This is a genomic window from Mesorhizobium sp. WSM4816 (genome assembly GCF_055811535.1).
The window spans coordinates 42287-55870 of record NZ_JBVVQR010000022.1 but is presented as its reverse complement, the minus strand read 5'-3'; the positions used below and the strand labels follow the sequence as shown (position 1 = coordinate 55870).

At 63.5% G+C, this 13584-nt stretch carries 8 protein-coding genes and 2 pseudogenes; 4 read left to right on the top strand and 6 right to left on the bottom strand.

Annotated elements, in window-relative coordinates; all coding sequences use genetic code 11:
• Positions 1-11: 11 nt before the first annotated feature.
• Positions 12-467 (top strand): annotated as a pseudogene (locus tag AC0L3H_RS21615) (adenylate/guanylate cyclase domain-containing protein); the annotation flags it as partial.
• A gap of 111 nt (positions 468-578) precedes the next feature.
• On the opposite strand, the gene AC0L3H_RS21610 reads toward AC0L3H_RS21615, so the two are convergent.
• Positions 579-956 (bottom strand): hypothetical protein, encoded by a 378-nt coding sequence (locus AC0L3H_RS21610; protein ID WP_473511477.1) that lies wholly within the window; start codon positions 954-956, stop codon positions 579-581.
• Here AC0L3H_RS21610 and AC0L3H_RS21605 point away from each other — a divergent pair.
• Together AC0L3H_RS21605 and AC0L3H_RS21600 are read left to right on the top strand one after the other, a co-directional pair.
• Positions 922-4500 carry a FecR domain-containing protein gene (locus AC0L3H_RS21605; protein WP_473586829.1) on the top strand — a complete coding sequence of 1193 codons (3579 nt, stop codon included), beginning with the start codon at positions 922-924 and terminating at the stop codon, positions 4498-4500. The genes AC0L3H_RS21610 and AC0L3H_RS21605 overlap by 35 nt on opposite strands.
• Positions 4500-6344, top strand: a complete 1845-nt coding sequence (locus AC0L3H_RS21600) for a CHASE2 domain-containing protein (protein WP_473586828.1) — start codon at positions 4500-4502, stop codon at positions 6342-6344. The genes AC0L3H_RS21605 and AC0L3H_RS21600 overlap by 1 nt, the downstream gene beginning before the upstream one ends.
• On the opposite strand, the pseudogene AC0L3H_RS21595 reads toward AC0L3H_RS21600, so the two are convergent.
• The 4 genes and pseudogenes from AC0L3H_RS21595 to zwf all read right to left on the bottom strand — a co-directional run bounded on the left by AC0L3H_RS21595 (position 6341) and on the right by zwf (position 11452).
• A pseudogene (locus AC0L3H_RS21595) lies at positions 6341-6874 on the bottom strand (GNAT family N-acetyltransferase). The gene AC0L3H_RS21600 and the pseudogene AC0L3H_RS21595 sit on opposite strands and share 4 nt — an antisense overlap.
• Positions 6875-7373: 499 nt before the next feature.
• Complete coding sequence (gene edd, locus AC0L3H_RS21590; RefSeq protein WP_473586827.1) at positions 7374-9218, bottom strand: phosphogluconate dehydratase; 1845 nt, start codon at positions 9216-9218, stop codon at positions 7374-7376.
• A 66-nt stretch (positions 9219-9284) separates the two neighbouring features.
• Complete coding sequence (gene pgl / locus AC0L3H_RS21585) at positions 9285-10001, bottom strand: 6-phosphogluconolactonase (RefSeq protein WP_473586826.1); 717 nt, start codon at positions 9999-10001, stop codon at positions 9285-9287.
• Complete coding sequence (gene zwf, locus AC0L3H_RS21580; protein ID WP_473586825.1) at positions 9983-11452, bottom strand: glucose-6-phosphate dehydrogenase; 1470 nt, start codon at positions 11450-11452, stop codon at positions 9983-9985. The genes pgl and zwf overlap by 19 nt, the downstream gene beginning before the upstream one ends.
• A gap of 309 nt (positions 11453-11761) precedes the next feature.
• Between zwf and AC0L3H_RS21575 the strand changes: the two genes are divergently transcribed.
• Positions 11762-12508 (top strand): SDR family oxidoreductase, encoded by a 747-nt coding sequence (locus AC0L3H_RS21575; RefSeq protein ID WP_473586852.1) that lies wholly within the window; start codon positions 11762-11764, stop codon positions 12506-12508.
• A 112-nt stretch (positions 12509-12620) separates the two neighbouring features.
• Here AC0L3H_RS21575 and AC0L3H_RS21570 read toward each other — a convergent pair whose 3' ends face one another.
• The gene (locus tag AC0L3H_RS21570) at positions 12621-13472 is read right to left on the bottom strand and encodes an SH3 domain-containing protein (RefSeq protein ID WP_473586824.1); all 852 of its coding nucleotides are present in this window, start codon (positions 13470-13472) and stop codon (positions 12621-12623) included.
• Positions 13473-13584 lie beyond the last annotated feature (112 nt).

Here is a 13584-nt window from a genome sequence, read left to right as displayed (position 1 = left end):
TCGAGAGCGCCGTGCAGCGCCGTTTGGCGGCCATACTCGCTGCCGATGTGGTCGGTTACAGCCGGCTCATGGGCCATGACGAGATGGGCACGCTGACTACGCTGAGAGCGCTGCGGGCCGAGCTGGTCGATCCAAAGATCGCCGAACACATGCGGAGGATTTTCAAGGCGACCGGCGATGGGGTTCTGGCTGAGTTCCCCAGCGTTGTTAACGCCGTTGCCTGTGCGGTCGACATCCAGCGGCGGCTGGAGGCGCGCAACGCCGACTTGCCAGAGGACTGCGCGATCCGACTGCGGATCGGGGTCAACCTGGGCGATGTCATCGTCGAGGGCGAGGACATCTTCGGAGACGGAGTGAATATTGCGGCTAGACTTGAGAGCGTCGCCCCGGCCGGTGGCATAGCGGTGTCGGGCACAGTGCGTGACCATCTGGGCAACAGCTCTGTGCGAGCAGATCAAGTTGGGCAATGACATCACCAATCTCGTAAACCTTGAACGGGGCTACTAAGGGCTCGTATGGCAATAACTGCTTCAGTTCCTTGACGGGATTCGGCCACCTAATGAACCTAATCGATTTGATCATTTCTGTACGGACCATAACTGCGGGCTAAGATGATCAAGGTAATCTTTTCCCCTCGCCGAGCCGATCTCCTGGCTGCCAACAACCGCCAGCTTTTCTTTCGTTGAAGCAGCGTTGAAGCAGCCATTCTTTTTTTCGCCTGTTTTCCTATGCTGTGTGTCCGGGCAGCAACGTTTGCCGTATTCGGCGATCTGCTGCAACGGAGTATTTGACAGTTCGATGAATGAACCGTCATAAAGCCGTTCGAAGAGGGGGCGCTTCAGAACTGCGATGCGGGGGCCGGTAAGTTTTTCGCTGTTGTTGACGGCGCTCGTCGGCATCCAGCCGGCGGCGGCCGATGTTGTGCCGCGCAACCAGCCGGCGGCCGGGTCGGTCATTGCCCGCAAATCGGGCGAGGAAGTGCGCTTCCTAGAATTCGCCTCTTGGCAGGTGGTCGATCTCAGGCAGGACGTCGTCCCCGGCGACTATCTGCGCACCAACGCCACCGGCAGCCTAGCAGTGCTGTTTGCCGACCGCACCCAGATGCGGCTTGGCCGCAATACGACGCTCCTGGTCAAAAAGATCGGCGCGGCGTCCGACACTGAGTTCAAGCTGGAGAGCGGCACCATCTGGGCGCGAGCAGAGCGCGGCGGCGAAGGGCTGACCATCGACACGCCCGCCGCCGCCGCCGCCATCCGCGGCACCGACTGGACGATGACCGTCGACGGCAACGGCCGCACCTCGCTGATCGTGCTGGAAGGCACGGTAGAACTCGCCAACGAATTCGGCTCGGTCAGCGTCGCCGAAGGCGAAGCCGCGGCGGCCACCATCGGCTCGGCGCCGACGAAGGTCGTCATCGTCGATTCGGACGACCGCGAGCAGATGCTGTTCTACTACTCCTTGCGCGACGCTTTCACCGTCCTGCCAGCATCGGCATTGTCGAGCCTGGACATGCGCAAGGCGCGCGCGAGGATAAAGGCGCTGGAGCCGTCGTCCCGATCCGCCGAGGACTGGGTGACATTGGCCGAGGTTAATATTGACTTTGAAGGGCGGGAAGCGGCGCGCGACGCGGCGAGGCAGGCGCGACAATTCCCGCTGGCGCGCGCGCAGGAAGCCCGGCTCGATCTGATCGACGCGTTGATCGCCGGCGCCGAACAGCGCTATGCCGAGGCGGCGCATCTGTTCGAACGCGCGGCGCCGCATCTCGATCCCAGCCGGCGTGTCATGGCGCGCTATGGCGGCTACTATGCGCGCTCGCTGGCTGACCCCAGCCATGTCGAAGCTCCGCCGGTTCATGCGGATGCCGGCGTCGCCGCGGCCATCGCCGAGGCTCTGACGGCCGGATTTCTGGTCGACCTCAAAGCCGCAATTGCCGTTCTCGAAAGAGCCGAACGGCGCTATCCCGGTGATCCGACGCTGCCCGCCCTCAGGGCACAAATTGCGTTCCTGCTCGACGACCGCGAACAGGTGGAAGCGGCAATCGATCGCGCTTTGTCGCTCGACCCGGATAATATGATCGCGCTCCAAGCACGCGCCGGTTATCGGGCCGGAATCAAGAGCGATCTTGAAGGCGCGCTTGCCGACCTCGAGCGCGCGGTGGAGCTGGCGCCCGGCTCGGCGAGCTGGAACGCTCTCGGCCTCGTTCAGAGCGCGCGCGGCGCCACTCGCGAGGCGGAGGCGGCGCTAAAGCGCGCTATCAAACTCGACCCGAAAGATCCTGTCCCCCACGCCAACCTCGCCATCATCTATCTCGAGCAGGACCGCACGGCCGAAGCGAAGGCCGAAATCGACACGGCGCTCGCAGTCGATCCGGCGTTCGACATCGGGCTGGTTGCGCGCGGCCGCTACTATCTGCAGACCGGCGAACTGGACAAAGCGCGTGACGACCTGCTCGCCGGCACGACCGCTAATCCGGCCTATTCCAATGGATTGCTGCTGCTTGCCGTCGCCTATTACGAAGCCGGCGAGCTGGAACCCGCCGAACAGGCTATCGAAAACGCCGATCGCCTTGATCCGAACGATCCGGTGATTTCATCCTTCCGCACGGCGGTTGCAATCGACGAGTACGAAGCCGACAAGGCGATCGCCAGCGCACAGGAAGCGCTGAAGCGCACCAGAGCGCGCGGCGGCGACTATGCCGCGCTCAGCGCCAATCGCGACACCGGCTCGACGTTGAACGACGCGTTCCGGCTACTCAATCTCAACGCCTGGGGCCGCTACTACGGCGACGCGGTTTTCGATCCCTTCACCGGCTCCGGCTATGTCGACCAGGCGCTTGCCGGTAGCATAAATCCCTTCGTCAACAATCTGCGTTTCGGCGACGTGCCGACGGAATCGGGCACTAATACAACCAGCTTCTCATCGTTTTTCCAAGGCTTGATGCTCGACCCGCAAATGCTGGCCGGCCGCCAGAGGAGCGCCAACATTCTCCGGCGACCTTTCATCGAAACCACCGGCGGCGGGGGTTTTGTCGCCGATGACGGCGATCTGGGTTGGAACAGCGAAATCGAAACCCAAGGGTATCAAGCAGCTCCCTTTCCCTGGAGCTTCTACGGCAGGATCTACGGTTTGGAGACCGACACGCGTCGCGGCGACGATCCAGCGACCGGCCAGTTCGATCTCGAGGACCGGTCGATCACCGGCACAGGCTACATGGCCATGAAGCCGACGCCGAATGACCGGGTGGTGGCGTATATCGATGTCAAGGATTTCGAGTTCGACCTAAGCACAGTGCTGGACCCTACCGTTCTGCCGCTAGGAGGAAGGTATGCCGACACCGGCGACACCCGAACCGGCAACGCCGGGGTCGCCTGGAGCCATACATTTGGTTACCAGAACGTTGCCAGCGCGGCGCTGTTTGCGACCGACATTACGGATCGAAGCAACAGAACCCGCTTGGAGGAAATCGGCTTCGGGGAAACAGGATTCATTCTGGAGAGTGAGACCCGCCAGCAATCCTATCTCGCCGCATTCAATCACATCTACGGAACCGGTGACTTGACTCTCCGATACGGTGGTGAGGGCGGACTATTGGAAGTCTCAAAAGACGAAACGTTTTCTTTCGTGTTTCCTTTTATCCCGGACACAATCATATCCGAATCCACTACGGCAGTCGATGTCGCCATTGGGCGCGTCTATTTCGACGCCGTCTACGAGTTCAACCCCAATCTCAAAGTGGAGGGAGCCCTATTCGGCACTTATCTTGACGGTGGCACGATTGATGAACAACGCCTGGAGCCTCGCCTCGGTGTCGCCTGGACGCCTTTCGAAGGCCACTACCTACGAGCCGGGTTCCTGCGCGAAGGCTCATTCATAACGTCGGCGACCTTGGCGCCGGTCGGAATACTCGGCCTGCAATCCAATCAGAATTCTCTAGCTGTCGACGGCTTTTCGGACACGTTTGCCGCGCGCTGGGACGCCGAGTGGAACAGCCGCCTTTTTACGGCCGTCGATTACCAGCATCAGGAATTCGAGAAACTTTCGATCGGCGTTCCGGCTTCCGCCACCACAATCGATCTCAGCGAGGGCCGGCTCGACCGGATCAGCGCCACGACCAACGTCTGGATCGGCAACGGCTTCGGCGCGTTCGCGACCTTTGCCTACGCCGATTCAGAGAACGAAGATCCGACAAGTCCAAGCTTCGGGGGCCCGCTGCCCTTTGTCCCCGAAACGTCCGCGCGGTTTGGCCTGACCTGGGTTCACCCGTCCAACATCAAGGTCACGCTGGCCGGAACCTATGTCGGCTCACGCACCGGCGATGCGGCGGGGACTGAGCTCGAATCCTACTGGTCGACGGATGCCTTCCTGACCTGGGAACCTTTCGACAAACGATTTGAACTCGAAATTGCCGCGTACAATCTGTTCGACGAGGATTTTCAGGTCGCATCGTTCACCCCCGGCTGGGGCCGCAGCATCGTCGGTTCGCTGAAGGTCCGGTTCTGATGTTTGCAGGCGGGCCGTGGTGGAAGGGCCTTGGCGCTTCCGCGCCCGGAACCCCCTCCCGCCGCAACGGCATTCTTGCGATCGCGGTCCTCGCCGTGCTGCTGGTTGCTGGTCTGTCCCTGCTCACGCCATGGAAGCTCGTCGAGGCGCGCGCTTTCGATTATCTCTCGACCATTTCGCCGCCGCCCCCGCCCGATGACGGGCCGGTCATTGTCGCCATCGACGAGCCCTCGCTTGCCGAGATCGGCCTGCAATGGCCATGGCCGCGCGATCTTCACGGGCGGCTCGTCGAGGCTCTGCGCCGCGCTGGAGCGAAAGCCGTCGGGCTCGACATCATCTTTGCCGAGCCGTCGACGCCGGCCGCGGACGAAGCGTTGGTCAAGAGCCTTGGCCCGGACGTGGTTCTGGCCGGCGACGAGACGTTCATCGAGACCGAGCAGGCCGCCCAGCATGTCCGGGTCGAGCCGCTGGCCATTTTCACCGCGACGGGCGCCGCAACCGGCATCGCCTCAATCGCGCCCGACGGCGACGGCATCCTGCGGCGCGTCCCGGGCTATGCCGACGGCTTTGCGGCAGAGCTTCTGAACGCCGCCGGCCGGCCGGCCACTGTACCGCGAAACGCGCTGCTGCAGGCCTTCGGCCCGTCTCGCACATATCCGACCGTCTCCTACTATCAGGCGCTCGATCCCGACAGTTTCCTGCCGGAGAATTTTTTCCGCGGCCGCATCGTCATGGTCGGGCTCAGCCTGCAGAACGCGCCGACGCTGTCGCAAGGCGGCGCCGACATCCACGCCTCGCCGTTCACCATCCGCACCGGCAGGCTCGTTTCCGGCGTCGAGATCCAGGCGACGGTCTTCGACAATCTGGCGCATCAGCTGTTCATCGCGCGCCCCCCGGCATGGGCGGCAATTCTCTCGATCCTGCTTGGCGCGGGCATTGGCGTTCTTGCCGTCTGGAAGTCGACCGGATGGAAGACCCTGGCCGGCGCTGTGGTTGCCGTGCTGGCGCTCCTCGCCGGCAGCTATATGGCGCTGCGCTACGGCCGTGTCTTCGTCGCGCCGCTGGCACCAGCGCTTGCCTTTACTCTTGTCGCAAGCGCGCAGGCGGCGCGCGATTTCGCGGCGGAGCGGAAGCTTAGGCGCGGCATAACGCGCGCCTTCTCGCAATATCTGTCGCCGGCCCTGGTGGAACGCCTGGCGCGCGACCCGACGCAGCTTCGCCTTGGCGGCGAGGTCCGCACGCTGACCATACTCTTTTGCGACATTCGCGGCTTCACCACCATCGCGGAGGCGATGAGGGGCGATCCCGAGCGGCTGACAACGCTGATCAACCGGCTGCTGACGCCGCTTTCCGACGTCGTGATGGCGCATGGCGGCACCATCGACAAATATATCGGGGACTGCCTGATGGCGTTCTGGAACGCGCCGCTGGACGATCCAGACCACGCCATCCATGCGGTGGAGGCCAGCCTCGAAATGCTCGCCGCGCTAGATCGGCTGAACGCGCAATTGCAGGCGGAGGCCGAAACGCGCGGCGAAACGCCGATTGCGCTGCGCATCGGCATCGGCGTCAACACCGGGCAATGCGTCGTCGGCAATGTCGGATCGGAGCAGCGCTTCGACTATTCGGCGCTCGGCGACGCGGTCAATCTGGCATCGCGGCTGGAGGGCGCCTCGAAGGATCTCGGCGTTCCGCTGGTGATCGGCCGGGCGACCGCCGAACTGGTGTCACACAGGATTCCGCTGACCCCGCTGCGCGAGATCACCGTAAAGGGGCGCGGCGAGGCTACCATGGTCTATGCCCCCGCGGCGGTAAGCGCACCGGTTTCGACAGCCGCAAGTTAGGCGGTTGTCCGTTCGCGTTCGAACAGGATTGTCGGCGACCCGTTGTAGCTCGTTCTGGTTATCTCGCGATAACCGCATTTCAGGGCGACGTTACGGAGCCGGTATTGTCCGGATCGACGATGCACACCGACTTCGCTCCTTGAACCGGGCGTCGCCCCAGCCATGCACCGCCTTGACGATCTCGGTCGCGAACCCCTGGCCATGCCTGGCCGCGATCAGCCCCAGCCCGCTTCCGGCACGCCTTCGATGGACGGCTTCATGTCGCGTTTCAGATCGTGAAAACCGGCCTCGCCGATGAAGCGGCCGGTGGCTTTTTCCTCGACCGCCCAGAAGCCGAAGCCCAGCATGGCCCACATGCCGCCATGCGGCAGAAAATCTTCGCGAAGTCGCGGCTCTCCGCCGATGAAGCGAATCACGGCCGGATCGGACCACATGGCAGCATAATCGTCGAAATCGTCAAGCCGGTGCCCGCGCAATATGGCGCGCGGCGTCTCGATGACCGGGATGTCGATAGCAGGATGATTCGGCATGCTGCGCTCCCTCTGGGAACGCAGCGCTAGCACCTTCGATGACGCGAACAGATGGAGGTTTTGGGTCATGATCGCTGGTTCGCGGAATGTCGGCTATCAAGACGCTGTTTCGCCGCCGGAATGACCGGATAGGGTCAAATCCGCTGGTTCCGGTGAAAGTCCGCTTTCCGGGAGCAAATTTGAGCCGGGAATGCCCGACTAGGGTCACGAATGCTGGTTCCGGCCAATGTCGGCTTCCAAGACGAGAATTCGACTCCGGAAGGTCTCGAAAGGGTGAACTTATTCCGTAGCGCGAGCGAATCTGGACGACTGGAACGGGTCGACCTTTGCCGTTCCCTAACGACGCAGAACCACTCAACACTGCATCCCTCGATGTGTTTAATGCCCTTCTTAAGGAGATAGGACAGCATGTCTGCCCTGAAGGCAGCGTAGTGGCCAAAAGGGCAAAATAGCGTGGCAATCGACAACCGCCAAAAGGGCGGCCGCGAGCCGCCCTTTTTCACTGCAGTGCGAATTCCGCCACGTTGTTTCCGAATGCGCTGGCGCCGTGGTCGGCACGGCCGACCATTTGCCGCAACCCGGCGAAAAGCTCGCGGCCGAAGCCGAATTCATTGCCGACAAGATCGCTGTCCGCCGCCCGGCGCAGCGCGAAATCGCCTGCCGGCACCAAGACTTCCAGCGTACCGGCGTCGGCGTCGAGCCTGATGATGTCGCCGTCATGGATCCTGGCGATCGGCCCGTCCTCGACCGCCTCCGGCGTCACATGGATCGCCGCCGGCACCTTGCCGCTCGCCCCCGACATGCGCCCGTCGGTGACCAGCGCCACATGCTGGCCGCGATCCTGCAGCACGCCGAGCACGGTGGTCAGCTTGTGCAACTCCGGCATGCCGTTGGCTTTCGGGCCCTGGAAGCGGATGACGGCGATGAAATCGCCGGTCAACGTGCCGGCCTTGAACGCCTCGTTGAGCCCTTGCTGGCTGTCGAAAACCCTGGCCGGCGCCTCGATGATGCGCCGTTCCGGTTTCACGGCGGAAGTCTTGATGACGGCGTGGCCGAGATTGCCTGAGAGCATCTTCAATCCGCCCGTCGGCTGGAACGCCTTCTTGAACGGCGCCAGCACCTTCTCGTCGCCGCTTTCGCGGGGCGAGGCCTCGCGCAACACGCCGCCGTCGGCGCCGAGCTTGGCCTCGACCGCATAAGGCCGCAGCCCTTCGCCCCAAACCGTCTGAACGTCCTCGTGCAATATTCCCTCGTCGAGCAGTTCGCGGATCAGGAAGCCGAGCCCGCCGGCTGCGTGGAAATGGTTCACGTCGGCAAGGCCGTTCGGATAGACCCGCGCCAGCAGCGGCACGGCTTCCGAAAGGTCCGAAATATCCTGCCAGGTAATGGCGATGCCGGCCGCGGCGGCCATGGCGATCAGGTGGATGGTGTGATTGGTCGATCCGCCGGTGGCGTGCAGGCCGACGATGCCGTTGACGAACGAGCGCTCGTCGATCATCCGGCCGACCGGCGTGTAGGCGTTGCCGAGCGCGGTGATGGCCAGCGCCCGCTTCGTCGCCTCCCGGGTCAGCGCGTTGCGCAACGGCGTGCCGGGGTTGACGAAGGAGGCGCCCGGCGTGTGCAGGCCCATGATCTCCATCAGCATCTGGTTGGAGTTCGCCGTGCCGTAGAAGGTGCAGGTTCCCGGCCCGTGATAGGATTTGGACTCGGCCTCGAGCAGTTCGGCCCGTCCTGCCTTGCCTTCGGCATAGAGCTGGCGGACCTTGGCTTTCTCGTCATTGGGCAGGCCCGTCGTCATCGGCCCGGCCGGGATGAACACCGCCGGCAGATGGCCGAAGGTCAGCGCCGCGATCACCAGCCCCGGCACGATCTTGTCGCAGACGCCGAGATGGACGGCGGCGTCGAACATGTTGTGCGACAGGCCGATCGCCGCCGCCATGGCGATCACGTCGCGCGAGAACAGCGACAGCTCCATGCCGGGCTGGCCCTGGGTGACGCCGTCGCACATCGCCGGCACGCCGCCCGCGACCTGGGCAATGCCGCCGGCCTCGCGCGCCGCGTCCTTGATCAGCGCCGGAAATGTCTCGAAAGGCTGATGCGCCGACAGCATGTCGTTATAGGAGGTGATGATGCCGAGGTTTGGCACGCGGTCGCCGCCCAATGCCAGCTTTTCCGAAGGGCTGCACACGGCAAAGCCGTGGGCGAGGTTGCCGCAGGACAGAACGGCCCGGTTGGCGGTGCGGCTCGATGCCTCGGCGATGCGGCCGAGATAGGCCTCTCGCCCCGGTCTGGAGCGTTGGCGGATGCGCTCGGTGATGGCTTCGATGTCGCGTCTCGCGGTCATGGCGTCGGTCCTTTCAGGCGAGGTTCCGCAAACACGGTCCGTGCGGGACCCCTCGGCAAGTTGAAATCAGGGTGCCCAGAAAACCTGTACGGGTCTCTCGGCTGCGTCGAGCACGGCGCGAATGGGCTTTTGCGTTTCCGATGCCATCGCGCTTTCGAATGCCGTGCGCTTGTCCTCACCCTCGATGTGCAGCGCGACGAAGCCGGCCCTGACGATCCGCGCCAGCGACAGCGTCAGCCGCGACTCGCCGGCGCTTGTCGCGTGAACCGGGAGCACGACCCTTTCCGACGACGGGTCGAGCAATGTTTCCAGATTGTCGGCATCAGGAAAAAACGACGCGGTATGGCCATCGGTTCCCATGCCAAGCATGACCACATCGAGCGGCCAGGGCAGCGACCGCAACATCCTGCTATCGGCCTCCGACGTATTGCCGACGCTTTCTGCCTCTTGGTAGAGCGGCACGAAACGTGCGGCTGCGGCGGCGTGTTGCAGAAGATTGGCGGCGACCAGCCCGGCATTGGAGCGCGGCGAGGAGACCGGCACGCAACGCTCGTCGACCAGCGTCACCGTGACCTTGTTCCAGGCGATCGGGATATTCGAAAGCGATGCGAAAAATTTCGCCGGCGTCGTGCCGCCGGAAACGGCGAGCAATGCCGTGCCGCGCTCATCGATCGCAGCGGTCAGGCGGCCTGCGACGTGGCCGGCAAGTGCAGCCGCCAGGTCCTGGCGTTCGGCAAATGCGTGCCAGTTGTAGGCGGCGCCGTTCAATTGCTCTCGTGCCATGTCCGCCCGTCGCGTTCGATCAGCGCAATCGAGGCGGAGGGGCCCCATGTGCCGGCGGTATAGCCCTGCGCCTCCTGCCTGGCGCCTTCCCATGCGTCCTGGATCGGGTCGATCCATTTCCACGCCGCCTCGACCTCGTCGCGGCGCATGAACAGCGTCTGGTTGCCACGGATGACGTCCATGATCAGTCGCTCATAGGCGTCGGGGGCGCGGCCGTCGAAGGATTGCGCGAAGCTCATATCGAGCGGGATCTGGCGCAGCCGCATGCCGCCAGGCCCCGGATCCTTGATCATGATGAACTGCTTGACGCCTTCGTCGGGCTGCAGCCGGATGACCAGCTGGTTGGCCGAGATCGGCCCGGCGCTGTCGCCGAAGATCGAGTGCGGGATCGGCTTGAATTCGATAACGATCTCCGAGACGCGTGTCGCCAGCCGCTTGCCCGTCCTGAGGTAGAACGGCACGCCCGCCCAGCGCCAGTTGCCGATTTCGGCCTTGAGCGCAACGAAGGTCTCGGTGTTGCTGTTCTTGCCGAGCTCCTCGACATAGCCTTTCACCGGCCCGCCGGCCGAGGCCCCGGCACGGTACTGGCCGCGTACCGTGTGCTTGGGCGCTTCATTGCCGTTGATGCGTTTCAGCGCGCGCAGAACCTTCAGCTTTTCGTCGCGCACGGCATCGGCGTCCATCGACGACGGCGCCTCCATGGCGACGAGGCAGAGAAGCTGCAGCATGTGGTTCTGCACCATGTCGCGCAGCGCGCCCGCCTTGTCGTAATAGGTGACGCGGTCTTCGAGGCCGACGGTCTCGGCCACGGTGATCTGCACATGATCGACATTGGCGGAATTCCACAGCGGTTCATAGAGCGCATTGGCAAAGCGCAGCGCCATCAGGTTCTGCACCGTTTCCTTGCCGAGATAGTGATCGATGCGGAAAATCTGGCTTTCATGGAAATCGTCGCCGACCAAATCGTTGAGCTGGCGCGCCGAGGCGAGATCGCGCCCGATCGGCTTCTCCAGCACGATGCGCGAGTTCGGCGTGATCAGCCCGTTCTCTTTCAGCTTGTGCGAGATGTCGCCGAACAGCGCCGGCGCAACCGCCAGGTAGAAGGCGCGGATGCATTCGCTGTCGCCGATCGCCGTCTTCAGTTTGTCGAAGCCCGCGCCGGTCGTCGCGTCAGCCGAGACGTAGGAAAGCCGGGCAAGGAACGTCTCCAATTCTGCGGCGTCGATATCGGCCGGGTTCACATGGTCGGAAATCGCCTGCCTGGCGAAAGCCTGGAATTCCTCGTCGGTCATCTTCGAGCGCGACGTGCCGATGATGCGCGTCAGTTCGGAAAACTGATGGCCGCGCTGGCGATGATAGAGTGACGGCAAAAGCTTGCGTTCCGACAGATCGCCGGTGCCGCCGAAGATGATGAAGTCGAAAGGGTCGACGGGAATGATCTGACTGGTCATGGTCTGTCCGCTCTGACGCCGCTCGCTGGTGTACGCGTGGATATAATCTAATCGATTTAGATTTTCCAGTGACACGGCGTCACATCCCCGGGGCCAATCGGATGTGTGCCGATTGTCCTGAGGTGTGCCCTTGACACTGGCGCAACCCGGACGCTTGTCGGCGAGGTGGTTCCGGGAGGCCTTCGCAGATGCAGCATAGAGCGGGATCGAGGCGAAAGCCAAAGGAGAAATCGAGAGTATGTTGATCTTTCGGCGGCCATTGCCGGAGGCTGCCGGAGCGGGGAGTCTTCAATCATGAGTGAGAAAGCCATGCGCCTGGAAAACAAAGTTGCCATCATCACCGGTGCCGCGTCAGGCTTCGGCGAGGGCATGGCCAAGCGTTTTGCCGAGGAGGGCGCCAAGGTCGTTGTCGCCGACCTCAACGCCAAGGGCGCCGAACGCGTCGCCAACGAGATCGGCCGGGCGGCGATCTGGACCCAGACGGACGTCTCGACCCGTTCCGAGTTCGACGAGATGGTCTATGCCGCAAAGAGTGCCTTTGGCCGCATCGACATCATGGTCAACAATGCCGGCTACACCCATCGCAACGGCGATATGCTCGAGGTCGACGAGACGACCTTCGATCTGATCACGGCCGTCAACATGAAGGCGATCTACCACGCCGCCCTGGCGGTCGTGCCGGTGATGGCTAGGCAAGGCGGCGGCGTCATCCTGACCACGGCCTCGACCGCCGGCATCAGGCCGCGGCCCGGCCTCACCTGGTACAATGCGTCGAAAGGCTGGGCAATCACCGCGACCAAATCCATGGCGGTGGAACTCGCGCCGAAGAACATCCGCGTCAATTGCCTGTGCCCGGTTGCCGGCGAGACCGGCATGCTGAAAAAATTCATGGGCGCCGACACACCCGAAATCCGCGAGAAATTCCGCGCGTCGATCCCGCTTGGCCGGCTTTCGACGCCGCTCGACATAGCCAACGCGGCGCTGTGGCTGGCTTCGGACGAGGCGGCCTTCGTCACTGGCGTGGCGCTGGAGGTCGACGGCGGACGGTGCATCTGAGCCGTCCGGCCCTGTCGGTTTCAAGTTTGACCTGACCGTCCCTCGCACGCGGGCGGTTGATTGCGGCAGCCAAATGAGCCGTGGGCAACGTCAAAGAACGGCCTGACCGATGCTACGCGCCGGTCTTGACGAAGCTCTTGTAGATCCAGCCGCGTTTGCCGTTGTAGACGATCTGGCACCATTTCTTGCAGCCCATCACCTGAACCGAGGTCTTGGCCGGAATGGTGACGATGGCGGCCGCACTGTTCTTCGGACCGGTGCGCATGGTGACGCCCCTGAGGATACGTCCTGCCGCGCTTGCTTGCTTGGCCTCGACTTTGGCCTGGGCGCCATCCTTCTGTGTCGTGGCCGGCAGCGGCTTCGGGGTGGGGATGGCGGCGGTTGGCGCACCGTCCGTCGCCGCCTTGGCGGGAGCAGCGACTTTGGCAATCAATGCTGCCACTTTGGTTTTCGCTGCCGGATCGGCGAATGCCGCCGCGGTGGACGGCTTGTCTGCTTTTTCAGCCTGGCCCGCCGTCTGGCTGCCCGCCGTCTGGCCGCCCCTCGTCTGGCCGGATGTGGTCTTCGGTCTCGATCCTGTCCAGCGGGGATCATTGGGCGCCAGCGCCGCTATCTCGGCCTTCGCTGCAACCACCGCCGACGAAATCGCATCGGTCTTGCTCGCAGCCTGCTGTGCCGCTTCTATCCTCGCGGCCGCGGCCGCGGCCGGCACGATCCTTGTCGTTTTCACCGGAATGCTGGAAACGATCTGCTCGGGACTGGCGACTGCTTGTCTCTCGGTGGCCGGCAATGCCAGCCATAGCGCCATCGCTGCCACGCCAAGCAGCGCTGCTGTTCCAAACGCGGCGATGACCAGATGCAGGTTCGACCGGATTTGCCGCCAGAACCTGGGCTGCATGTCGTAGCCAAACTGCATCGCAAAGCGCCGTCGTTCCGGCGCGCCGAAACTGAAGGGCTCTCTCACTCTTACAACCTCCATTTGCGGGCCAACGTTCTTACGACCTGTGCCGGGAAACCGGCATCTGGTCGGCATTGGTCCCAATCCAACGCGGGCAGGCCCGCAAAATCCCCCTTCG

Excerpts from the sequence above, each read along its gene's own strand:
- edd (WP_473586827.1), bottom strand. The coding sequence starts at position 9,218 with ATGACCGCGAGACGCGACATCGAAGCCATCACCGAGCGCATCCGCCAA.
- AC0L3H_RS21600 (WP_473586828.1), top strand. The coding sequence starts at position 4,500 with ATGTTTGCAGGCGGGCCGTGGTGGAAGGGCCTTGGCGCTTCCGCGCCC.
- zwf (WP_473586825.1), bottom strand. The coding sequence starts at position 11,452 with ATGACCAGTCAGATCATTCCCGTCGACCCTTTCGACTTCATCATCTTC.
- AC0L3H_RS21575 (WP_473586852.1), top strand. The coding sequence starts at position 11,762 with ATGCGCCTGGAAAACAAAGTTGCCATCATCACCGGTGCCGCGTCAGGC.
- AC0L3H_RS21610 (WP_473511477.1), bottom strand. The coding sequence starts at position 956 with ATGACCGACCCGGCCGCCGGCTGGTTGCGCGGCACAACATCGGCCGCC.
- pgl (WP_473586826.1), bottom strand. The coding sequence starts at position 10,001 with ATGGCACGAGAGCAATTGAACGGCGCCGCCTACAACTGGCACGCATTT.